Annotated in this window: 17 protein-coding genes; 12 read left to right on the top strand and 5 right to left on the bottom strand. The window is 71.1% G+C overall.

Going from position 1 to position 22,247, the window contains the following annotated elements:
- Positions 1–41: 41 nt before the first annotated feature.
- Complete coding sequence (locus tag BM424_RS00300; RefSeq protein WP_245775512.1) at positions 42–1,472, bottom strand: amino acid permease; 1,431 nt, start codon at positions 1,470–1,472, stop codon at positions 42–44.
- Between the two features lie 357 nt (positions 1,473–1,829).
- Here BM424_RS00300 and BM424_RS00295 point away from each other — a divergent pair, with 357 nt between their 5' ends.
- The 5 genes from BM424_RS00295 (at position 1,830) to BM424_RS00275 (ending at position 6,675) form a co-directional block, all read left to right on the top strand.
- Positions 1,830–2,282: a universal stress protein gene (locus tag BM424_RS00295; protein ID WP_093412773.1), complete on the top strand. Its 453-nt coding sequence runs from the start codon at positions 1,830–1,832 to the stop codon at positions 2,280–2,282.
- Entirely contained in the window at positions 2,263–3,228 is a 966-nt protein-coding gene (locus BM424_RS00290; protein ID WP_245775511.1) for an adenylate/guanylate cyclase domain-containing protein, read from the top strand. The genes BM424_RS00295 and BM424_RS00290 overlap by 20 nt, the downstream gene beginning before the upstream one ends.
- A gap of 236 nt (positions 3,229–3,464) precedes the next feature.
- Positions 3,465–4,844 carry an FAD-binding oxidoreductase gene (locus BM424_RS00285; RefSeq protein WP_093412771.1) on the top strand — a complete coding sequence of 460 codons (1,380 nt, stop codon included), beginning with the start codon at positions 3,465–3,467 and terminating at the stop codon, positions 4,842–4,844.
- A gap of 43 nt (positions 4,845–4,887) precedes the next feature.
- Entirely contained in the window at positions 4,888–6,120 is a 1,233-nt protein-coding gene (locus BM424_RS00280; RefSeq protein WP_093412768.1) for an SAM-dependent methyltransferase, read from the top strand.
- A gap of 72 nt (positions 6,121–6,192) precedes the next feature.
- Positions 6,193–6,675 (top strand): VOC family protein, encoded by a 483-nt coding sequence (locus tag BM424_RS00275; RefSeq protein ID WP_093412766.1) that lies wholly within the window; start codon positions 6,193–6,195, stop codon positions 6,673–6,675.
- Between the two features lie 30 nt (positions 6,676–6,705).
- Here the strand turns inward: BM424_RS00275 and BM424_RS00270 are convergent, their stop codons facing one another.
- Entirely contained in the window at positions 6,706–8,094 is a 1,389-nt protein-coding gene (locus BM424_RS00270; protein WP_093412763.1) for a lipase maturation factor family protein, read from the bottom strand.
- A gap of 58 nt (positions 8,095–8,152) precedes the next feature.
- Here BM424_RS00270 and BM424_RS00265 point away from each other — a divergent pair, with 58 nt between their 5' ends.
- Positions 8,153–8,980, top strand: a complete 828-nt coding sequence (locus BM424_RS00265) for a putative RNA methyltransferase (protein ID WP_245775510.1) — start codon at positions 8,153–8,155, stop codon at positions 8,978–8,980.
- A 7-nt stretch (positions 8,981–8,987) separates the two neighbouring features.
- On the opposite strand, the gene BM424_RS00260 is transcribed toward BM424_RS00265, so the two are convergent.
- Both BM424_RS00260 and BM424_RS00255 read right to left on the bottom strand, forming a co-directional pair.
- Complete coding sequence (locus BM424_RS00260) at positions 8,988–10,457, bottom strand: aldehyde dehydrogenase (NADP(+)) (protein WP_093412758.1); 1,470 nt, start codon at positions 10,455–10,457, stop codon at positions 8,988–8,990.
- Positions 10,458–10,651: 194 nt separating this feature from the next.
- Positions 10,652–11,812, bottom strand: a complete 1,161-nt coding sequence (locus tag BM424_RS00255; RefSeq protein ID WP_093412755.1) for an RsbRD N-terminal domain-containing protein — start codon at positions 11,810–11,812, stop codon at positions 10,652–10,654.
- 74 nt (positions 11,813–11,886) lie between these two features.
- On the opposite strand from BM424_RS00255, the gene ureA reads away from it, so the two are divergent.
- Genes ureA through BM424_RS00235 form a run of 4 tightly spaced genes read left to right on the top strand, consistent with a single transcriptional unit; the run spans position 11,887 to position 17,075 of the window.
- Positions 11,887–12,462, top strand: coding sequence for an urease subunit gamma (gene ureA, locus BM424_RS00250; RefSeq protein ID WP_093412752.1), 576 nt, complete (start codon positions 11,887–11,889; stop codon positions 12,460–12,462).
- Complete coding sequence (locus BM424_RS00245) at positions 12,459–14,132, top strand: urease subunit alpha (RefSeq protein ID WP_093412749.1); 1,674 nt, start codon at positions 12,459–12,461, stop codon at positions 14,130–14,132. The genes ureA and BM424_RS00245 overlap by 4 nt, the downstream gene beginning before the upstream one ends.
- A gap of 13 nt (positions 14,133–14,145) precedes the next feature.
- On the top strand, positions 14,146–15,774 hold the full coding sequence (locus BM424_RS00240; protein WP_093412747.1) for an amidohydrolase: 1,629 nt from the start codon (positions 14,146–14,148) through the stop codon (positions 15,772–15,774).
- 14 nt (positions 15,775–15,788) lie between these two features.
- Complete coding sequence (locus BM424_RS00235) at positions 15,789–17,075, top strand: MFS transporter (RefSeq protein ID WP_093412744.1); 1,287 nt, start codon at positions 15,789–15,791, stop codon at positions 17,073–17,075.
- A 274-nt stretch (positions 17,076–17,349) separates the two neighbouring features.
- On the opposite strand, the gene BM424_RS00230 is transcribed toward BM424_RS00235, so the two are convergent.
- Positions 17,350–18,699, bottom strand: coding sequence for an FAD-dependent oxidoreductase (locus BM424_RS00230; protein ID WP_093412741.1), 1,350 nt, complete (start codon positions 18,697–18,699; stop codon positions 17,350–17,352).
- A gap of 417 nt (positions 18,700–19,116) precedes the next feature.
- On the opposite strand from BM424_RS00230, the gene BM424_RS00225 reads away from it, so the two are divergent.
- Both BM424_RS00225 and BM424_RS00220 read left to right on the top strand, forming a co-directional pair.
- Positions 19,117–21,195 carry a putative bifunctional diguanylate cyclase/phosphodiesterase gene (locus tag BM424_RS00225; protein ID WP_245775509.1) on the top strand — a complete coding sequence of 693 codons (2,079 nt, stop codon included), beginning with the start codon at positions 19,117–19,119 and terminating at the stop codon, positions 21,193–21,195.
- Between the two features lie 148 nt (positions 21,196–21,343).
- A complete protein-coding gene (locus BM424_RS00220; RefSeq protein ID WP_093412738.1) occupies positions 21,344–22,153 on the top strand; it encodes an SAM-dependent methyltransferase in 810 nt (269 codons plus the stop codon).
- Positions 22,154–22,247: the final 94 nt, after the last annotated feature.

Below are 22,247 nucleotides of genomic sequence, written 5' to 3'. Positions count from 1 at the left end.
AACACCGGACCGGCGGGGTCCGCCGGCCCGGTGCCGGGCGATCAGGAGTTCAGCTTCGACTTCCGGTAGCCGTAGGCGAAGTAGACGATCAGGCCGATCGCGAACCAGACCGCGAACCGCAGCCAGGTCAGCGGCTCCAGGAACGTCACCAGCCAGATCGAGAAGGCGATGCCGATGATCGGCACCACCGGCATGCCCGGCGTCTTGAACTCGCGCGGCAGGTCGGGCCGCTTGTAGCGGAGCACGATCACCGCGGCGCACACGATCACGAACGCCAGCAGGATGCCGATGTTGGTCAGCTCCGCGGCCTCGCCGATCGGCAGCACACCGGCGATGACGGCCGAGGCGATGCCGATCAGCCAGGTGAAGCGGGTGGGCACCTTGCGCACCGGGTGGGTCTTGCCGAACCACGCGGGCAGCAGGCCGTCGCGGCTCATCGAGTAGCCCACCCGCGTCACGCCGAGCATGAAGGTGAACATCACGGTGAGGATGCCCAGGATCGCGCCGACGCCGATGATCGCGCCGAGCATCGGCAGGCCCACGTCGGCGAAGGCGGAGGCGAACGCGCTGTCGCCGTTGATCTGCTGGAACGGGATCATGCCGGTCAGCACCAGGCAGGCCAGCACGTAGAGCACCATCGAGATGCCCAGCGAGTACAGGATCGCCTTGGGCATGTGCTTCTGGGCTTCCTTGGACTCCTCGGCGGCGGTGCTCATCGCGTCGTAGCCGAAGACCGCGAAGAACACGGTGGCGGCACCGGTGATGGCGCCGCTCGCGCCGAACGGGAAGAACGGCGTGTAGTTGCCGGTGTTGATGTAGAACGCGCCGACGCCGATGACCAGCAGCACCACGCCGACCTTGAGGTAGACCAGGAAGGTCTCGAACCGGGCGGCGCTCTTCATCCCCAGGTTCAGCATGAACGCGATGAACAGGCACAGCACCATCGCGAACAGGTTCACCACGTAGCTGCCGGGCGCAACGCCGTCGTCGCTCTCGGTGCCGGGCGCGCCCAGCATCCACGTCGGCAGGTCGATGCCGAGGTAGCCGAGCAGCTCGTTGAAGTAGCCGGAGATGCTGATCGCGACCACCGCGACGATCGCGGTGTACTCCAGCAGCAGGTCCCAGCCGATCAGCCAGCCGACGATCTCGCCGAGCACCGCGTAGCCGTAGGTGTAGGCCGACCCGGCCTTGGGGATCATGCCGGCGAACTCGGCGTAGGAGAACGCGGCGGCGGCGCTGGCGATGCCGGCGAGCAGGAACGAGATCAGCACGGCGGGCCCGGCCTTCTCGTTGGCGACGGCGCCGGCGAGTGAGAAGATGCCGGCGCCGATGATGCCGCCGACGCCGATGGCGGTGAGCTGCCACAGGCCGAGCGATTTGCTCAGGCCCGTCTCCTCGCCGTCGGACGAGATGGTCTCGATGGGTTTGCGGCGAAGGACTCCCCGCCCGGGCTGCAGGCCAGGTGCTGACACGGTCGGCTCCATTGGTCGAATCACAGGTCGCGGCGAAACGTACGCGCCGAGATCGAGTGTCGCGCTGTGCGCTCGGACGACACTTCCCGCCTCGCGTTGTCCCATCCCACAACGCCCCAGGTGATCCACACCTCCCGCCGGAACCCGCACCACCCGCCGCGCGAAAACCGCAACATTCGCGCGACGAAAACCGCAACATTCGTCGCGTGAAAACCGGGGTTTTCGACGGGAGGAAAACCGGGGTTTTCGACCGGGGCGGTGCGGAGGTGGGCACGGGGCGTGACCGCAGCGGCGCGCGATCGTTAGTGTTCTCACCCGGAGCGTCGAAATGTCGGTCCCTGAGGAAGTGGGAGAGCGATGTCCAGTTACCGCACCGTCGTCGTGGGAACGGACGGCTCCGCGCCTTCGCTGCGCGCGGTCAGCCGGGCCGCCGAGGTCGCCGCTGCCGCCTCGGCGCGGCTGGTGATCGTCTGCGCCTACTACCCGACCGACCCGAAGGAGCTGGAGCGCGCCGCCGACCAGCTCGGCGACGAGGCCTTCCAGGTCATGGGCTCGGCCCCGGCGCAGGACACGGTGCAGACCGCCTCGGACACCGCCCGCGAGGCCGGTGCCGGCGAGGTCGAGACCGTCGTCTCGGTCGGCGAGCCGGTCTCGGTCCTGGTGGAAGCCGCCGACAAGCACAGCGCCGATCTGCTGGTGGTCGGCAGCCGCGGGCTCAACACCCTCAAGGGGCGGATCCTCGGCTCGGTGCCCTCCGAAGTGTCCCGCCGAGCTGATTGCGACGTGCTCGTTGTCCGAACATCGCGATGACCGGATCCGGCGGATCGAGGAGATCCTCCTCGGTTCGCCGCCCCTCTACACCAAGGACGAGGTCGCCGAGGCCGCCGGTGTGCCGCTGGAGCGCGCCGAGCAGCTGTGGCAGGCGATGGGATTCGCCCACGTCGACGCCGACTCGGTGATCTTCACCGACGCCGACGTGGCGGCCCTGCGCGCCCTGGTGTCGCTGGTGTCGGCGGACGTGATCCCCGACGAGCTCGAATCGGCGGTGGCCCGCTCGCTGGCGCAGACCATGTCGCGGCTGGCCGAGTGGCAGACCGGGCTGTTCAAGTCGCTGCTGGGCGAGGCCTTCGCCACCGACGCGGACACCACCTCGGAGGTGGCGGCCGCGATCGTGCCGGTGATGGAGAAGATGCAGGACTACGTGTGGCGGCGGCACCTGGCCGCCACCGTGTCCCGCGAGCTCGACGAGCGCGACCCGGGCATCGACGAGCGCGTCCAGGTGGTGGGTTTCGCCGACCTGGTCGGCTACACGCGGCTCATCCGCGACTTCACCGAGCTGGAGCTGACCCGGCTGATCGACGGCTTCGAGTCGCTGGCGGGCGGGGTGGTGGCGCAGAACCACGGCCGGATCATCAAGACCGTCGGCGACGAGGTGCTGTTCGTGGCCGATTCCCCGGAGGAGGGCGCGGAGATCGCGCTGTCGCTCAACGAGGAGATCGCCAAGAACGATCTGCTGCCGCCGCTGCGGATCGGTCTCGCGCGCGGTCCGGTGCTGGCCCGCTTCGGCGACGTCTACGGCTCGACGGTCAACATCGCCAGCAGGCTGACCTCGGTGGCCCGCCCGGCTTCGGTGCTCATCGACCGGGAGCTGGCCGCCGCGCTGCGCGGACACGAGAGCTACAAGCTGATTTCGGTGGGCCCGACGAAGGTGCAGAGCTTCCGCGGTTTGCGGGCTTGGGCCTTGCAGCGGCGCTAGTTCACGACTACTCCGATCACGTCAAATGTGATCGAAATATCGTTGAACTTGCATGTATCACGCAAGCACCGGTGATCAGCGGGCTTTCGTGGTCTCAACCAGCGGTTTTGCGATCACCGAAGATCGCGGAACCACCCGATGCCGCTGGGTTTTGGGCTGTTCGTCGGCTTGCGGGCGGGTTCGGCACCCTCTGCGAAGGGGGTGCTTGACTCCGGTTCCGGCATTACGGTCGAGGTATGGCGGATCGGGTAACGCCGATGATCGGCGAGCATTCCGACGACGTGGCCGAACTGGTCGCGCAGTACGCACAACTGCCGGCCGGAGCACCGGTCCGGCTCGCCAAACCCACCTCGAACCTCTTCCGGTTCCGCGACCCGTCGCAGTCGCCGGGGCTGGACGTCGGCCGGTTCACCAAGGTCTTCGACGTCGACGCCGAAGCCGGAACCGCGCAGGTCCAGGGCATGGCGACCTACGAGCAGATCGTGGACGCGCTGCTGCCGACCGGGCACATCCCGAAGGTGGTGCCGCAGCTCAAGACCATCACGCTGGGCGGCGCGGTGGCCGGGCTGGGCATCGAGTCGACCTCCTACCGCAACGGCTTGCCGCACGAGTCGGTGCGCGAGATGGAGGTCCTCACCGGTGACGGGTCGGTGGTGGTGGCCCGCCGCGACAACGAGCACGCGGAGCTGTTCCGCGGCTTCCCGAACTCCTACGGGACGCTGGGGTACACGCTGCGGCTGGAGATCGAGCTGGAGCGGGTCAAGCCCTTCGTCAAGCTCCGGCACGTCCCGTTCGGCACCGCCGAGGAGTGCGCCGAGGCGATCGCCCGGATCTGCGCCGACGGCGAATTCGACGGCGAGACGGTCGATTTCGTCGACGGCACGGTGTTCACGCCGAGCGAGCACTACCTCACGCTCGGGTCCTACGTGGACTCGGCGCCGTTCACCAGCGACTACACCGGGACTCAGATCTACTACCGCTCGCTGCAGCAGCGCCGCACCGACTACCTGAGCATCCGCGACTACCTGTGGCGCTGGGACACCGACTGGTTCTGGTGCTCGCGCGCCATCGGCGTGCAGCACCCGCTGGTCCGCCGGTTCTGGCCCGCGCAGTACAAGCGCTCGGACGTCTACCGGCGCATCGTCGCCTGGGACCGCAAGCACTCGGTGACCGACCGGCTCGCGGTGCTGCGCGGCAAGGGGCTCAACGAGCCGGTGATCCAGGACGTGGAGATCCCCGTCGACCGGTTGCCGGAGTTCCTGGAGTTCTTCCACCGCGACATCGGCATCTCGCCGATCTGGCTGTGCCCGGTGCGGTTGAGCGACACCCGCGGCTGGCCGCTGTACCCGATGGACGCCGACACGCTCTACGTCAACGTCGGGTTCTGGGCGACCGTGCCGCTGCGGCCGGGGGAGGCGCCCGGCAGGCACAACCGCGCGATCGAGCGCAAGGTCACCGAGCTCGACGGGCACAAGTCGCTGTACTCCAACTCCTACTTCGAGGAGGACGAGTTCTGGCGGCTGTACAACCGCCCGGTCTACCAGCGGCTGAAGGACACCTACGACCCGAAGGGCCGGTTGCCGGGGCTGTACGAGAAGTGCGTACGCGAGCGCTGACTCGCGGGGGAACGACACATCAAACTGGAGAGGAGACCCTCTGATGGGATGGGCAGGGGTGTTCGAGCGGATTCTCGGCGACGATCTGTCGATCGAAATCCGCGCTTTCGACGGCAGCCGGGCAGGCACCGCCGGATCCGATGTGTGCGTGGAAGTCCGCTCGCCGCTGGCGTTGTCGCACCTGGCCACCGCTCCCGGTGAGCTCGGGCTCGCCCGCGCCTACGTCAGCGGGGCCCTCGAGGTGCACGGGGACATGTACACCGCGCTGGCGGCGTTCCCGACGGTGACGCTCAACGACGTCCCGCCGGAACTGCGCCGGGAGCTGGCGTTCAAGCTCGCCGGGTACCGGTTCTGGTGGCCGGTGCGGGTTCCCGAGGTCGAGCACCGGTCCTCGCGCGGGTGGCGGCACTCCAAGCGCCGCGACAGCCAGTCGATCTCGTACCACTACGACGTGTCCAACCGCTTCTACGAGTACGTGCTGGGCCCGTCGATGGCCTACACCTGCGCGGTCTACCCCGAGCAGGACGCGACCCTGGAGCAGGCGCAGTTCACCAAGCACGACCTGGTGGCCCGCAAGCTCGACCTGAAGAAGGGCCAGCGGCTGCTCGACGTCGGCTGCGGCTGGGGCGGGATGGTCATGCACGCCGCCGAGCACTACGGGGTGCGGGCGCTGGGCGTGACGCTGTCGCGGCAGCAGGCGCAGTGGGCGCAGAAGGCCATCGCCGAGCGCGGCCTGGCCGACCTCGCCGAGGTGCGCCACATGGACTACCGCGACGTGCAGGAGAGCGGGTTCGACGCGGTCAGCTCGATCGGTCTCACCGAGCACATCGGTGTCAAGCAGCTGCCGCACTACTTCTCGTTCCTGCAGGACAAGCTGGTGCCGGGCGGGCGGATGCTCAACCACTGCATCACCCGGCCGCACGGTCACCAGAAGGCCAAGCCGGGCAAGTTCATCGGCCGCTACGTGTTCCCCGACGGCGAGCTGGAGCCGGTGGGCACGCTGGTGTCGGCGATGAATGACCACGGGTTCGAGGTGCGCCACGAGGAGAACTTGCGCGAGCACTACGCGCTGACGCTGCGCGACTGGTGCCGCAACCTGGAGCGCAACTGGAAGTCCGCGGTCGCCGAGGCCGGTCTCGCGCGGGCGCGCGTCTGGCGGCTGTACATGGCCGCGTGCCAGCTGGGCTTCGAGCGCAACAACGTGCAGCTGCACCAGGTGCTGGGCGTCAAGCTCGACGGCACCGACGCGGGGATGCCGCTGCGCCCGGCGTTCTAGTTGCGATGAGTTCCGCTGCGTGAGCGGGTCTATCCCTTCAACCTGGTTCTCCCGGGAGGAAGGGATAGACCCATGTACGAGTTCACCCAGAAGATCACGCCGAACCTGTGGTTCGACGACCAGGCCGAGGAGGCCGCGCAGCACTACTGCTCGATCTTCCCGGAGTCGCGGATCGTGCACGTGATGCACCACGGCGAGGCCGGCCCGGGCGAGCCGGGCACGGTGCTGGTGGTGCAGTTCGAGCTGCACGGGCAGCAGTTCGTCGCGCTCAATGGCGGCCCGCAGTTCCACTTCACCGAGGCGGTGTCGCTGGAGGTGCTGTGCGAGTCGCAGGAGGAGGTCGACCGGCTCTGGGACCGGCTGGGCGAGGGCGGCGAGCACGGCCCGTGCGGGTGGCTCAAGGACCGCTACGGCCTGTCCTGGCAGATCACCCCGCGCCGCCTGCTGGAGCTGATCACCTCCGCCGATCCGGCGGTCGCCGACCGCACCATGAAGGCCATGATGCAGATGGGCAAGATCGACATCGCCGAGATCGAGGCCGCTGCTCAGGGGTGAGTGTCAGTTTTCATGAAAACTGCACCCCCATCACCCCACGTCGTCGAGGGAGGTCGGGGGGATGAGGTCTGAGGATCTGGTCCTGGTCCAGTGGTTCCCGGTGGCGCGGCGCTCGGCGCGGGTGGTGAAGCGGTAGCGGTGCAGATCGGCCCGGACCAGCTTCGGCGGCGCGTCGGGGAACGGGTTGTGCCGCAGCAGGCCCAGCACCTCGGGTTCGCCGCGCAGCAGGGCGCGCAGGAAGGCCGGTAGCCAGCCGCGGCCGTAGGACGGGTTGATCGCGACGAACCACATCAGCCAGTCCAGCCGCAGGTGGTACGGCGCGATCTGCGGCGGCCTCCGGGCGGGATCGCCGGGCTTGGCCGGGAACTCGTACTCCCGCCACGGCCCGTCGGGGGAGTGCGCGCCCAGGACGATCACCTCGTAGCGGACGCGCGTGACGCTGCCGAAGGCGCCGTAGGTGTTGCCGAGGTGCAGCCGGTTGAAGCTGCGGTTCATCACCTGGTCGCGGCCCAGCATGTTGCGGATCGGCCAGTACGCCAGCACCACGAACAGGACCGTCACCGCCAGCACCGGGACCGCGAACCAGCCCGGCGGGTCCGGGCGGACGACCGGCGGGGCGCTGATCGCCGCGCACGCCAGGGTGATCGTCAGCAGGTTCAGCCAGGCGAAGTTGCCGCTGAGCATCAGCCACAGCTGCGTCACCACGACGATCACCGCCGCGACGCTCGCCACCGGTTGCGGGGCGAACAGCAGGAACGGCGCCACCAGCTGCGTTCCGTGGTTGGCCAGCACCTCGACGCGGTGCAGCGGGCCCGGCAGGTGGTGGAAGGCGCGGCTCAGCGGTCCCGGCATCGGCTGGGTCTCGTGGTGGTAGTGCAGCGCCGTGAGGTCGCGCCAGCAGGAGTCGCCGCGCAGCTTGATCAGCCCGGCGCCGAACTCGACCCGGAACAGCAGCCAGCACAGCAGCCACAGGATCGGCGCGGGCGCGGCAAGGTGCGCCGGGCCGAGGAAGATCACCAGGAAACCGGCCTCCAGCAGCAGCGACTCCCACCCGAAGCCGTACCAGACCTGGCCGACGTTGACGATCGACGAGTACAGCACCCACAGCAGCGTCCACAGCACCAGCCACGCCCACAGCGGTGCGAGGTCGGCGAACTGGGCCAGCAAGCTCGCCACGACGCCCGCCCAGCCCGCGCCCGCCAGCCAGCGGTCGGAGCTGCGCAGGTGGAACAGGCTCGGAGCCCGCCGGAACGGCACCCGCTCGACGAACCGGGCGACCGGGGTGAGACCGCGCTCGCCGAGCAGACCGCGGAACTGGCGCAGGAAGCAGGCGAAGCCGATCAGGTAGGTCAAGGCGATCAGGTGGGTGACGGCGAACCGCGCCGCCTGGTACTCGGGTGCGCTCAGCCAGTGCCCCATCGCCGCACCTCCTCTCGCCCGGGGCGCCCCCGACTAGAATCGCGCATCTGCGAGCGGTGTGGAGGGCAAGGCTGTGCTGGACGACGTGGTGGAGCTGCTGGCCTGCCCGCACTGCGGCGGTGACCTGGGGCGGGACGGCGGCGCGCTGCGGTGTCCCTCGAACCACGCGTTCGACTTCGCCCGGCAGGGCTACGTCAGCTTGCTCTCCGGCCGCAGCAAGGTCGTCGGCGACACCGCCGAGATGGTCGCGGCCCGCGCCGGGTTCCTCGAAGCCGGGCACTACGACCCAATCGCGGACGCGGTCGCCGACGCGGTGACCGGCGACGGCCCGGTCGTGGACATCGGCGCGGGCACCGGTTTCTACCTGAACCGGGCCCTGGGCGAGCGGCTCGGCGTGGCGCTGGACGTCTCCAAGTACGCCTGCCGCCGCGCCGCCAAGGTCCACCCGCGCATCGGCGCGGCCGTCGCCGACGCCTGGCAGCCGCTGCCGATCCGCACCGGTGCCGCGGGCACCGTCCTCAACGTCTTCGCACCGCGCAACGCCCCGGAGATGCGCAGAGCCCTGCGCCCCGGCGGCGAACTGGTCGTCGTGACCCCCGAGCCCGGTCACCTGACCGGGCTGGTCGACCGGCTCGGGCTGCTGCACGTCGACGAGTCCAAGCAGGACCGGCTCGCCGACCGGCTCGCGGGCCACTTCACCCCGGTCGACCAGCGTGCGGTGGAGTTCCGGCTCCACCTGACCCGCGACGAGGCCCGCGCCGCGATCGCGATGGGACCCAACGCCTGGCACACCACGCCCGAGGCGCTCGACGCCGCGATCGCGGAGCTGCCCGCCCCGCTCGTCCCGGCGGTGGCGGTCACGGTCGCCCGCTACCGCCGGGTCTGAGCATTGGTCAGCGCGGGGTGTGGACCGCGCGCGGCAGGTTCCAGGGGTTGTCGTCCCGCAGCGCCGGCGGCAGCAGCGCGGCCGGGACGTTCTGGTAGGTGACCGGGCGGAGGAAGCGGTCGAGCGCGGCCGTGCCGACCGAGGTGAAGCGGGCGTCCGTGGTGGCCGGGTAGGGGCCGCCGTGCTGCATCGCGGGGGAGACGGCCACGCCGGTCGGCCAGCCGTTGAACAGCACGCGACCGGCGCGGTCCCGCAGCAGCGGCAGCAGGGTCGCGACGAAGTCGGTGTCGGCGTCGTCCGCGTGCACCGCGGCCGTCAGGTTGCCCTCGAACGCCTCCGCCGCGCGCCGGGCCTCGTCCTCCGAGGAGTAGGTGACCACGATCGACAGCGGCCCGAAGACCTCCTCCAGCAACGCCTCCCGGTTCGCCAGCAGCGTGTCGACGTCGGTGGCCAGCAGTGTCGGCACCGCGCCGTCCGCCGCGTCACCGGCGGCGCCCTCGGCCAGCACCCGCACGCCCGGGACCTCGGTGACCGCCGCGCGGCGTGAGCAGTAGCCCTCGTGCAGCCGGTCGTTGAGCAGCCGGTGCGCGGCCACCGCGGCCGACTCCTCAGCGAGTGCGGTCTCCAGGCCGTGGTCGGCGGGCAGGAACAGCAGGCCCGGCTTGGTGCACAGCTGGCCGGCGTTGCCCGAGTAGGAGGTCACGTAGCCCTTCGCGATGTCCGCGCCGCGCGCGGCCACCGCCCCCGGGGCCGCGAACACCGGGTTGAGGCTGCCCAGCTCGCCGAAGAACGGGATCGGCTTCGGCCGCGAGTTCGCGATGTCGAACAGAGCCCGCCCGGCCGGGACCGAGCCGGTGAACGCCGCCGCCTTGATCCGCTCGTCGCGCAGTGCGGCCGTGCCGATCTCGAAGCCCAGCACGACGCCGAAGGTGCCCTCCGGCGCGCCCGCCGAGCGCAGCGCGTCGGCGACGATCTCGCCGGTGCGCACCGACAGCTCCGGGTGGCCGGGGTGGCCCTTGAGCACCACCGGGCACCCGGCGGCCAGCGCGGCGGCGGTGTCGCCCCCGGCCACCGAGAACGCGAACGGGAAGTTGCTGGCGGCGAACACCAGCACCGGGCCCACCGGCAGCAGCATCCGCCGCAGGTCCGGCTTCGGGCCCAGCGCGAAGTCTGCGTCGGCCTGGTCGAAGGTGACCCGCAGGTGCTCGCCGGTCTCGATGGTCTCGGCGAACAGGCGCAGCTGGAACGTGGTCCGCTTGAGCTCGCCGGTCAGGCGGCCCTCCGACAGGTGCGACTCGCTGATGGCCAGCGGGATCAGCTCACCGGCGGCCGCGTCCAGCGCGTCGGCGACGGCCCGCAGCTGGCGGGCCCGCTCGGCCGGGGGCTGCGCGCCGAACGGCTCGGCGGCCTCGGCCGCCCGCTGCAGCGCGGCGTCGAGTTCGGCCTGGGTGGTGTCCGGGATCTGCGTCGCGGTCAACGTCCCATCCTTTGCGCGATCGAGAGAAGTCCGCCACCACCGTAGTACGCCGGACAACCGACACGCCGCACACCGTTCGGCATGACGTATGGGCGTCCGACATCCCGCATGGGCGTCAGGCATGACGTAAGGGGGTCCGACATCCCGCATGGGGGTTCGTGGGAGGTGACAGTTTTCATGAAAACTTCGAGGTCTCACGGACCGCACTCGCGTGCCACCGCGAACAGCGCCGCCTGCTCCGGGCGGGTGAGGTCGCAGCCGGTGAGCTCGGCGATCCGGCGGAGCCGGTTGAGCACGGTGTTGCGGTGGCAGTACAGCTCGGCCGCCACCGCCCCCGCCGACCCGGTGCGCAGGTAGCACGCGGCGGTCTCCAGCAGCCGGGCCCGCTCGCCCGCGCCGATGCCGCGCACCCGCCCGAACACCTCCGCCGCCAGCGCGTCGCCGGTCTCGCCCAGCCGTCCCGCCACCACCGACGCCCACGCGTCGGTGAGCCCGCGCGGACCCGCCTCGGCCACCTCGGTCCCGGCGAGCTCGGCGGCGATGCGGACCGCGCGCGGCACGCCCGCGAGGGTGCGCGCGACCGGTGCCAGTCCGCAGGGGACGTCGCGCAACCAGCGCGACGGCACCGCGGTCGTCCCGGCGGGCAGCTGCGCGATGAGCACCGGGCGCCGGTCGACGTCCTGCAGGTGCACCGCGATACCGCGCTCCGCCAGCTCGTCGACGGCGTCGCGCAGCGGCCGGGTCGCGGCCAGGGGAGCGGCGGCGACCGCGAAATCGGCCTCGGCGGAGACGTCCAGCGCCGTCGCGACCTGCGCGACGACCTGCGGGTCGCGGGCGTCGGTGGTCAGCAGCCGCGCCACCAGCTGCGCGCGCTCGTGCTCCTGCTCGCGCGCGACCACCGCGGCCTCGGCCAGGTAGGCGAGGTGGATGCGGGTGGTGTGGTGGTCGACCGCCGCCCATACCCGCGAGGCGCTGCGCACCAGCGAGGGGAGTTCGTCGTCGGACACGCGGCGGGTGAAGGCGTCCCACAGCACCCGGAAGTCGAAGCGCACCGCGTGCAGCAGCACTTCCAGCGGCACCCCGGCCTGGGCGCGGTTGCGCCCGACCCGCTCGCACAGGTCGGCCAGCCGGTCCGGCACCGGCATCCCGCCGATCAGCCGCAGCAGCAGCTCCATGCTGCCCTCGGCGTGCTCGCGCAGCTCGGTCCAGGGCACCGCGTCGCTGGCGTAGGGCTCCATCGAGCGCAGCTCGGCCAGGAACACCGCGACCAGCTCGTCGAGGTCGTCCAGGCAGGAGTGCACGAGCCTGCGCAGCGGGCCGTCGGGTGTGACCGGCGCGTGAAGGGAACTGTGCATCCGCCCAATCTAGGGCGATCAAGTGGCGTCGATCCATCATTGTGCTGGGCCGGTGACCAGAGGACCGTGCTCTCATGCACCTGACGCCCCGCGAGCAGGAGCGGCTGACCCTGTTCGGCGCCGCGGAGCTGGCCCGCCGCAGGCTGGCGCGCGGCGCGCTGCTCGGCGCCCCCGACGCCGTGGCCTACGTGTGCGACGAGATCTGCGAGATGGCTTGGGACGGAACGGATCTCGACGAGATCGTGGATCGCGCGGGGGAGCTCCTCGCCCCCGATCAGCTCCAGCCCGGCGTGGCCGCCGCGGTCCCGTCGATCCAGGTCGAGGCGCTGTTCCCGCACGGCAGCTCGCTGGTCCACGTGCCGCAGCCGTTCGGCCCGCCCGGCCCCGACGCGCCCGGTGCGGTGCGTCCCGCGCGCGGCGAGATCGAGCTGGCCGCCGGCCGGGAGCAGCGGACGGCGCGGCTGCACAACACCGGCGAGCGCCCGGTGTGGATCTCCTCGCACTTCCCGCTGGAGAAGCTCAACCCGGCGGTGCGCAGCGACGTCGACCTCACCGGCTTCCGCCTCGCCGTCCCGGCCGGGACCGCGGTGCAGCTGGAAGCCGGGGAGCGCAAGGAGATCACCGCCGTGGCGCTGGGAGGGCACCGATGACGAGCATGTCCCGCGAGCGCTACGCCGCGCTCTACGGGCCGACCACCGGTGACCTGGTGCGGCTGGCCGACACCGACCTGTGGGTGCGGGTCGAGGCCGACGACTCCGAGCCCGGCGAGGAGCTGCTCGGCGGCTGCGCCAAGACCACCCGCGACGGGCTGCTGGTGGCGCCCAAGGCGGGCCGGGACAGCGCGCTGGACATGGTGATCCTCGGCGTGCTGCTGCTGGACCCGGTGCTGGGCGTGCGCAAGACCAACATCGGCATCAAGGACGGCCGGATCGCCGGGGTCGGCCGGGCCGGGAACCCGCACGTCATGGACGACGTGGAGCTGGTCGTCGACTCGCACACCGGCATGATCACCGGCGAGGGGCTCATCGCCACGCCGGGTGTCGTCGACTCGCACGTCCACCTGTCCAGCCCGGAGGTGGTGCCGGCCGCGCTGGCCGCGGGGGTGACCTCGCTGGTGGGCATGGGCATGGGTGGCGTGTGGGACGTCGGCGCCAACCCGGCGACCAACCTGCGCACGATGATCGAGGCCTGGCGGGACGTGCCGATCAACGTCGCGTTCCTCGCGCGCGGCTCGTCGTCCTCGAACGACCTGCTGGAGCGGGCGGTGCTCTCCGGCGCGGGCGGGTTCAAGATCCACGAGGACTGGGGCGCCACCCCGCACATCGTCGACACCTGCCTGGGCGTCGCCGAGCAGGCGGACCTGCCGGTCGCGCTGCACACCGACACGCTCAACGAATCCGGTTTCCTGGCCGACACCCTCGACGCCACGCGGGGGCGCACGGTGCACGCCTACCACGTCGAGGGCGGTGGCGGGCATCCCGACCTGCTGGAGGTCGTGGGCAGCCCGCACGTGCTGACCTCCTCGACGACCCCGACGCTGCCGCTGACCCCGGCGACGGTCTCGGAGCTGCTGCCGATGACCATGACGGTCCACAGGGGACACTCCATGATGGACAGCGACCGGGGCATCGCGGGCAGCCGGGTGCGGGAGCACGGCATCGCCGCGGAGAACGCGCTGCACGACTCCGGGGCGATCAGCATCGTCAACTCCGACTCGATGGGAATGGGCCGCATCGCCGAAACCGCCCGCCGCACCTGGCAACTCGCCCACGTCCAGGCCGCGCTCGCCGGGGAGGCCGGGCCCGAGCACGCCGACAACGAGCGCGTGCTGCGCTACCTCGCCAAGATCACCCTGAACCCGGCGATCGCGCACGGCATGGCCCACGAGGTCGGCTCGCTGCAACCCGGCAGGCTCGCCGACGTCGTGCTGTGGCAGCCGTCCTGGTTCGGCGCCCAGCCCGATCTCGTGATCAAGTCCGGGTTCGTCGCGTGGGGCGCCGGCGGGTCCGGATCCGGGTCCACCCGGCTCACCCAACCGAGGGTCATGCGGCCCTTCTTCGGCGGACTCGGGGCCGCAGCCCGCAGGCTGTCGACGGTGTTCGTCGCCGACGCCGCCGACCGCGCGCACCTGCCCAGCGGCCCGAACTACGCCTCCGCCCGCCGCAGCAGAGGCCTGACCAGGGCGGACATGGTGCGCAACACCGCGACCCCGCGCGTGGAAGTCCCGCGCGAACCGGGGCCGGTGATGGTCGACGGGGTTGCGGTCGACGTGCACCGGGCTGCCACGCTGCCGTTGACCCGAACGCACCACCTGGCCTGAAGAAGGGAACGACGTGCTCGATCTAGTCCTGCGCGACGTCCGCGCGCTGACCATGAACCCGGACCGCCCCACCGCGCACACCATCGGCGTGCTCGGCGGGCGCATCGTCGGGGTGGACGAGGAGATCGCCGACCTGCCCGCGCGCCGGGTGGTCCACGGCGACGGCGCGGTCGCCGCACCCGGCTTCGCCGACTCGCACAACCACATGGTCTGGTACGGGCTCTCGCTGGCGGAGCTGGACCTGTCCGGCTGCCGGAGCGCCCAGGAGCTCTACGACCTCGTCGCCTCCCAGGCCGCGTCGCTGCCCTCGGACGGCTGGGTGATCGGATCGGGCTACGACGACTTCGTCATCGGCGGGCACCCCGACCGCGCCGCGCTGGACCGGGCGGGCGGCGGCAGGCCCGTGTGGCTCAAGCACCGGTCGGCGCACATGTGCGTGGCCAGCAGCGCGATCCTGGACCAGGCGGGCGTTCTCGACGGATCGGCCCGCGTCCCGGAGGGCGGCGTCGTCGAGCGCGACGCCGACGGGAACCCGACCGGACTGCTCGCCGAGCAGGCCCAGCAGCTGGTCGACGCGCTGGTCAAGCCCTACCCGGTGGAGGAGCTGGCGGCCGCGATCGCCCGCGCCGCCAAGCGCTACGCCGCCGAAGGCCTCACCCACGTCACCGAGGCCGGCATCGGCGGCGGCTGGATCGGGCACAGCCCCGCCGAAGCCGCCGCCTACCAGCTCGCGCGCTCGCGCGGGGACCTGCTGCAGCGGGTCGAGCTGATGCCGGCGACCGAGGTGCTGCACCCGGTCGGACCCGACGCGTTCGGCCTGGATCTGGGGCTGCGCACCGGTTTCGGCGACGAGTTCCTGCGCATCGGGCCGATGAAGATCTTCACCGACGGCGCCCTGTCGAGCCGCACCGCCGCGGTCACCGAGCCGTTCCACGGCCACGGCGGGCACGGCGTGCTCGGCGACGACCCGGACGTGCTGCGCGAGCGCATCCTGGCCGCGCACCGCGGCGGCTGGCGGATCGCCGCGCACGCCATCGGCGACCGCGCGATCGACCTGACGCTGGAGGCCTTCGAGGCCGCGCAGCGCGAACTCCCGCGCCCGGACGCGCGGCACCGCATCGAGCACTCGGCGATGGTGCGGCCCGACCAGCTTCCCCGGATGGCCGCGCTGGGCGTCATCCCGGTGCCGCAGTCGCGGTTCCTCCACGAGATCGGCGACACCATGATCGAGGCGGTCGGCGACGAGCGGGAACCCTGGCTGTACCGGCAGAAGTCCTTCGTCGACGCCGGTCTCGTGGTGCCCGGCAGCTCCGACCGGCCGTGCGTGTCCAACGGCGCGCCGCTGCTGGGGATGCGGGCGATGGTCGACCGCACCACCAAGGCCGGGCGCGTGCTCAGCCCCGACGAGCGGGTCGACGCGACCGAGGCGCTGCGCGCCTACACCACCCACGCGGCGTTCGCGGCGGGCCAGGAGAACGAGCGGGGCCGCATCGCCGCGGGCATGTTCGCCGACCTCGTGCTGCTCGACGCCGACCCCACCACCGCCCCCACCGCGGAGATCGGCGACATCGGCGTGCGCGCCACGTTCGTCGCCGGGCATGCGGTGCACGGGGCCGAGGAGTTCGCAGCAGATCCCACCTGATCCAGGGAGGCTCCGTGGCCGAGTTAGCGAGCACGGCACGCATCGAACCCACCGAGGCGCGCAAGGTCGCGTTCGCCGCTTTCGTCGGTACCGCGCTGGAGTGGTACGACTACTTCCTCTACGGCACGGCCGCGTCGATCGTGTTCGACCGGCTGTACTTCGCCACCGAGGACCCGGCGGTGGCCACGCTGGCCGCCTTCGCGTCGTTCGCGATCGGTTTCGTCGCCCGGCCGGTCGGCGGGGTGATCTTCGGGCACCTCGGCGACCGGATCGGGCGGCGGCGCTGCCTGCTCGTCACGGTCACGCTGATCAGCGTCGTCACGGGCCTCATCGGTCTGCTGCCGGACTTCGTGTCGATCGGGCTGGCGGCGCCGCTGCTGCTGACCGCGCTGCGGGTGCTGCAGGGCATCGCGGTCGGCGGCGAGTGGGGCGGCGCCGTCACCCTCGCCGTCGAGCACGCGCCGCCGGAGCAGCGCGGGCGGTTCGCCGCGCTGCCGCAGATCGGCTCGCCCGTGGGCACGCTGCTGTCCTCGGGCGGGTTCTACCTGGTGGCGATGCTGCCGGACTCGTCGTTCGACGCGTGGGGCTGGCGGCTGCCGTTCCTGGCGGCGTTCCCGCTGCTGGGCGTGGCGCTGTACCTGCGTCGCCGGGTGGGGGAGTCGCCGCTGTTCGAGCGGATGCTCGCCGAGCACGACCGCGCCTCGGTGCCCGCGCTGGAGCTGTTCCGCACCGCCTGGCGGCAGGTGCTGATCGGCGTCGCGGCGTCGCTGATCGGCATCGGCGGCTTCTACCTGCTGACCACGTTCGTGATCAGCTACGGCTCGGGGACGCTGGGGCTGCCGAAGTCGCTGATGCTGATCGCGACGCTGGTGGCCGCGGCGGCCGAGGTGGTGACGCTGATCTTCGGCGGCAGGCTCGCCGACCGCTTCAGCCCCGGCAAGGTCTGCCTGTGGGGCGGCGTGGTCTCCGCGCTGGTGGCGTTCCCGGTGTTCTGGATGATCGACACCCGCAACCCGGTGCTGGTGGTCATCGCGGTGACGCTGGGCATCAACTGCCTGTCGATCCCGTACGCGGTCTCGGGTTCGCTGCTGGCGGGCCTGTTCCCGGTGCACCTGCGCTACAGCGGCGTCGCGATCTCCTCCAACCTCAGCGGCACCCTCAGCGGCTTCGTCCCCCTCGCGGCCAGCGCCCTGCTCCTCGCAGGCGACCACCGCTCCTGGCCAGTGGCCGCCCTCCTCCTCACCCTCGCCCTCATCACAGCCCTGGGCGGCCTCCTCGGCCACCAACACACCCGCCCCTGACCCGCGTCAACCCCCGGAACCTCATCCCACCGAAAAACCCCTCCCCCCACCCGATCCCGTAACCCCGCGAAACCCGCGGTTTTCATCGGGTCAAAACCTGCGGTATTCGACCGGTCGAATCCTGCGGTTTTTGACCCGACAAAACCTGCGGTATTTGACCCGGGTCGCGGTCGCGGGCCTGCGGGTGCCGGTGGTCTGCGGGGTGGGGACGTGAGAACGCCCCTGCTCTCCCGGGGGAGGGCAGGGGCGTTCTCGGGGGTGCGGGGAGGTTCGGTCACTCGGCTCGGGAGATCTTGACCATGTCCTCGCGGGGGACGACCTTGATGCGCTCGCGGCCGTGGGGTTCGCCGAGGGACTTCTCGTGCGCGTCCAAGCGGGTCCAGCCCTCCCACGTGGTGTAGGAGACGCCGCGCTCCTCGAGCAGCTCGATGATGCTGTCGGAGGTGGGCTGCTCCGGCTTGGGCAGCGCGTCGAGGTCCTCGAGCAGGTTGTTGATCGTCTCCAGCGCGTCGCCCTTGGTGTGGCCGATCAGGCCGACCGGGCCGCGCTTGATCCAGCCGGTCGTGTAGACGCCCGGGATGTGCTCGCCGTCGAGGTCGAGCACCCGGCCGCCCGCGTTGGGCACCGTGCCGGACTTGGTGTCGAAGGGCAGGTCGGCGACCGGGGAGCTCAGGTAGCCGACGGCGCGGTAGACCTGCTGGACCGGGTAGGTCTCGTACTCGCCGGTGCCGCGGACGTTGCCGTCACCGGTGAGCTCCATGACCTCGACCTTGAAGCCCTCCACGCGGTCGGTGCCGGTGACCTCGACCGGGGCGCGCAGGAAGTGCAGGTGCAGGCGGCGCTTGGTGTCGTGCTTCGGGTCGCGCAGCGCCCAGTCCTGCAGGGTCTTGACGATCGTCTTGACCTGGTTGTTGGTCTGGGCTTCCTTCTCGCTGGCCTCGTCCATCTCGAAGCCCTCGGGGTGCACGATGATCTCGACCTCGTTCTGGTGGTCGAGCTCGCGCAGCTCCAGCGGCGTGAACTTCGCCTGCGCCGGGCCGCGGCGGGCGAACAGGTGCACGTCGGTGACCTTCGAGTCCTTCAGGCCGCGGTGGACGTTGTCCGGGATCTCGGTGCTGAGCAGGTCGTCGGCCTGCTTGGCCAGCACCCGGGCCACGTCCAGCGCGACGTTGCCCGCGCCGATGACCGCGACCTGCTCGCCGTCCAGGGTCCAGTCGCGCGGGGCCTCCGGGTAGCCGTCGTACCAGTAGACGAACTCGGCGGCGCCGTAGCTGTGCGGCAGGTCGATGCCCGGGATGTCCAGCGGGCGGTCCTGGTCGGCGCCGGTCGAGAAGATCACCGCGTCGTAGTGCCGCTGCAGGTCCTCGAGCTTGACGTCGACGCCGTACTCGACGTGGCCGAGGAAGCGGATCTCGGGCTTCTCCATGACGCGCTGCAGGGCGTTGATGATGCCCTTGATGCGCGGGTGGTCGGGCGCCACGCCGTAGCGGATCAGCCCGTAGGGTGCCGGCATCCGGTCCAGCAGGTCGATCTCGACCGGGGTCTCGGACTTGGTCAGGATGTCGGCGGCGTACACGCCGGCCGGGCCGGCCCCGACGATCGCGACACGCAACGGGCGGGTCATGCATCTCCTCCAGGTGCGCCGGGCTCGGCGCGCTCGACTGCGAAGCCGCGCGGCACCGCGCCCGGAAGCGGTCCGGGCCGGGCCATGCGCGGAATCGATACCAGCTTAGGGATGCCTTACCCCCGATCCCGCATTGCGGACCGGTGACAATGCTCATAGACGATCTGGGGCATCACCTCGGTGAACCACGCCACTCAAGATCATCTTCGCTGGCCGGGCGCGCAAACCCGACATCGCGGACTCGACCATTCAGCGCTGAGTGCGTGACCGAACGCGGTGAGTGACAGTAAGATCGGTCCCGGATCGACCGCGTCGGTGCGCATCGTGCCGCGCCGGCTCCACGCGGTGACGAAAATGTCGAGGACAGGGTGGGCGAGTGCGTCGAACGCCACACCGGAGCGCCGACGGAGCCGAACCGTGATCACCAGGGTGGATCGCCCCGAGTTCATCCAGCGGTGGAAGCGCGAGATCGCGCACAACAGCTACGCACCGCTGAACCGCGGCGATGTCGAGGAGCTGCTGAGCGCCTGCTTGGAGCACCTGCTGGGCGAACTGGCCTGCCCCGACCGGGCGGGCGAGGCCAAGAAGGCGGGCGTGGAGCTGCTGCCGCTGCACCGCGACAACCCGATGGTCCTGCCCGGGACCCTGAAGCTGCTGGCCGCCGAGCTGCCGGTGCTGCTGCCCGAGGTCCCGCCGGACCGGATCGTGGCCGCGCTCGGCCACCTCGCCGCCGGCTTCGCCGAGAACCTGCCGACCGGAGCCGTGGAGCGGCGCTCCGGCCGCGACCTGCGGGCCCGCACCGAGGCGCTGTTCAACGCGCCGCACGTCGGCATCGCCGTGGCCAGCACCGCCGGAATCGTCGAGGAGACCAACGCCGCCCTGCGCCGCATCTTCCGGCTCTCCGAGGCCGCGCTGCACGGCGCCTCGGTCGGCGACCTCGCCGACGACCGCTGGCGTCCCGAGCTCATCAGCGCGCTGGCCGAGCTGGCCGACGGGACGGGTGAGGAGGTCAACCTCGACACCCGCTGCACCACGGCCGACGGCACGCACGTCTGGACGCGGCTGACCGCGACGCTGGTCCGCGACGGCCTCGACCGGCCCGATCACCTGGTGCTGCACTACGAGGACATCACCGACCGGCACATGCTCCAGGAGCAGTTCCGCCGCCAGGCCGTGCAGGACCCGCTGACCGGGCTGGCCAACCGGGCGCAGCTGGAGTCCTGCCTCGACGCCGCGCTGACCACCGTCTACCCGGGCCGCCGGGTGGGTCTGTGCCTGTTCGACCTGGACGGGTTCAAGGCCGTCAACGACAGCCTCGGCCACGGCATCGGTGACCGGATGCTGCGCGAGGTCGGCCGCCGGATGCAGGCGCTGGCCTCGACCGAGAGCGCCGTGGTGGCGCGCACCGGCGGCGACGAGTTCGCCGTGATCATCCCCGACTCCTACGACGCCGCCCACGTGATCGACCTCGTCGAGCGGATGCTGCGCGAGCTCACCCGGCCGATGTGGATCGGCGCGCACGAGCTGACCGCCTCGGCCAGCGTCGGCATCGTCGAGCGCGAGGTCGTCGGCACCGACACCGGTTCGCTGCTGCGCGACGCCGACATCACGCTGTTCCGCGCCAAGCGCGACGGACGCGCGCTGTGGGTGCTCTTCGACGCCGAGCGCAACGCGGTGGCGCACGAGAACTTCCGGCTCTCGGCGGCGCTCCCGGCCGCGCTGGAGAAGCACGAGCTGTTCGTCGAGTACGACCCGGTCGCCGACGTCGAGACCGGCGAGGTGCTGGCGGTGCTGGCCAACGTGCGCTGGGACCACGAGGAGTTCGGCGAACTGCCCTCCAGCCGTTTCCTCGGCCTGGCCGAGGAAACGGGGCTGATCACCCGGCTCGGCGGCTGGACGCTGGAGCAGGCCGGCGCGCACGCGGCCCGCTGGGTGCGCGACCTCGGCGAGCACGCCCCGCTGCTCGGGCTGACCCTGTCCGCCCGCCACTGCCGCGATCCCGAGCTGGTCCGCGGCGTGCGGGAGGCGCTGGAGAACACCGGTCTGCCCGCCGAATCGCTGGTGCTGAGCCTGCCGGAGCCGGCGCTGTTCGACTACCAGGGCGATCCGGTGGACACCGTCGAGATCTTCGCCGAGATGGGCATCCGGCTGTTCGTGCACGAGTTCGGCTCCGACTACACCCGCGTCGACCGGCTCAAGGACCTGCCGCTGGCGGGCGTGCTCATCAACGGCCCGCACATCGCGGGCCTGGCCGATCCCGGCGGGCCGGAACCGATCAGCGAGTACCTGGTGCGCAGCGCCGTCGGCGCGGCGCTGCTGATGGATCTCCCGGTGCTGGCCACCGGTGTGACGAGCGCGGAGCAGGCCCACCGGCTGGGGGAGATCGGTGTGCGCCTGATCCAGGGTCCGCACGTCTGCGACCGGGTTTCGGCGATGGAGGTCGTCGAGCTCGTGGGCGGTGCCCGCTACGAGCCGAATCCGGCTCAGCAATCCTGAAAAAGCCGACGAAACCCCGAAAAGAGCTGGTACCGCTCAGTTTCGAATATCCACTCTGGGTGCATGTTCAGAAGCGGTGCGTGACAGTACGATGAGGCTTCTTGATCACCTTTTCGGGTGTCGAATCCACGTGCAGGAGGCTGAATCTATGGAGCAGCGACCCGACTGGCTGACCGAGGGCGTCGACCTGGACAAGCCCAGCGCAGCCCGCTGCTACGACTTCTACTTAGGCGGGGCGCACAACTTCGCCGCCGACCGCGAGCTCGGCAAGAAGGTCCTGGAGGTGGTGCCCAACGTCAAGGAGGTGGCGCTGAACAACCGCGCGTTCCTGCGTCGCGCGGTGCGCTACTGCCTCGACCAGGGAATCCGCCAGTTCCTCGACATCGGCTCGGGCATCCCGACCGCGGGCAACGTGCACGAGATCGTGCACGCCGTCGACCCGCAGGCCCGCGTGGTCTACGTCGACAACGAGCCGGTCGCCGTCGCCCACAGCCGCTCGATCCTGGACGGCAACGACAACGCGACGATCGTGCAGGCCGACCTGCTCGACGTGCCCGGTGTGCTCGAAGCGCCGGAAACCCAGCGGATGCTGGACTTCTCGCAGCCGGTCGCGGTGATGATGGTGGCGCTGCTGCACTTCGTGCCGGAGAGCGCCCGGCCGCGCGAGATCATCCGGCAGTACCACGACAAGCTCGCCCCCGGCAGCTTCCTCGGCTTCTCGCACGTCACCGGCGAGGAGTTCCCCGAAGGCGTGCAGGGCCTGGTCAACCTCTACGAGAACAGCACCAACCCGGTCACCCTGCGCACCCGGACCGAGGTCGCCGAGCTCGTCTCCGACTTCGAGCTCGTCGAGCCGGGCGTCGTCTACGTCCCGGAGTGGCGCCCGGACTCCCCGGAGGACGTCGGCGATCGCCCCGAGGAATCCATCGTCTACGGCCTGGTCGGTCGCAAGGCGTGAACAACGCTCGTCGTGCGAGGACCCGGCAAGATCGCCAGACTGGCCCCGACCGCACCCCGGCGTCGAGAACCGCACCATCCGTCGCGCGAAAACC

It is taken from the genome of Saccharopolyspora flava (genome assembly GCF_900116135.1).
GTDB lineage: Bacteria > Actinomycetota > Actinomycetes > Mycobacteriales > Pseudonocardiaceae > Saccharopolyspora > Saccharopolyspora flava.
This window is presented reverse-complemented; position numbering and strand designations above follow the sequence as displayed.

Excerpts from the sequence above, each read along its gene's own strand:
- BM424_RS00275 (WP_093412766.1), top strand. The coding sequence starts at position 6,193 with ATGTACGAGTTCACCCAGAAGATCACGCCGAACCTGTGGTTCGACGAC.
- ureA (WP_093412752.1), top strand. The coding sequence starts at position 11,887 with ATGCACCTGACGCCCCGCGAGCAGGAGCGGCTGACCCTGTTCGGCGCC.
- BM424_RS00295 (WP_093412773.1), top strand. The coding sequence starts at position 1,830 with ATGTCCAGTTACCGCACCGTCGTCGTGGGAACGGACGGCTCCGCGCCT.
- BM424_RS00270 (WP_093412763.1), bottom strand. The coding sequence starts at position 8,094 with ATGGGGCACTGGCTGAGCGCACCCGAGTACCAGGCGGCGCGGTTCGCC.
- BM424_RS00245 (WP_093412749.1), top strand. The coding sequence starts at position 12,459 with ATGACGAGCATGTCCCGCGAGCGCTACGCCGCGCTCTACGGGCCGACC.
- BM424_RS00285 (WP_093412771.1), top strand. The coding sequence starts at position 3,465 with ATGGCGGATCGGGTAACGCCGATGATCGGCGAGCATTCCGACGACGTG.
- BM424_RS00220 (WP_093412738.1), top strand. The coding sequence starts at position 21,344 with ATGGAGCAGCGACCCGACTGGCTGACCGAGGGCGTCGACCTGGACAAG.
- BM424_RS00255 (WP_093412755.1), bottom strand. The coding sequence starts at position 11,812 with ATGCACAGTTCCCTTCACGCGCCGGTCACACCCGACGGCCCGCTGCGC.
- BM424_RS00280 (WP_093412768.1), top strand. The coding sequence starts at position 4,888 with ATGGGATGGGCAGGGGTGTTCGAGCGGATTCTCGGCGACGATCTGTCG.
- BM424_RS00230 (WP_093412741.1), bottom strand. The coding sequence starts at position 18,699 with ATGACCCGCCCGTTGCGTGTCGCGATCGTCGGGGCCGGCCCGGCCGGC.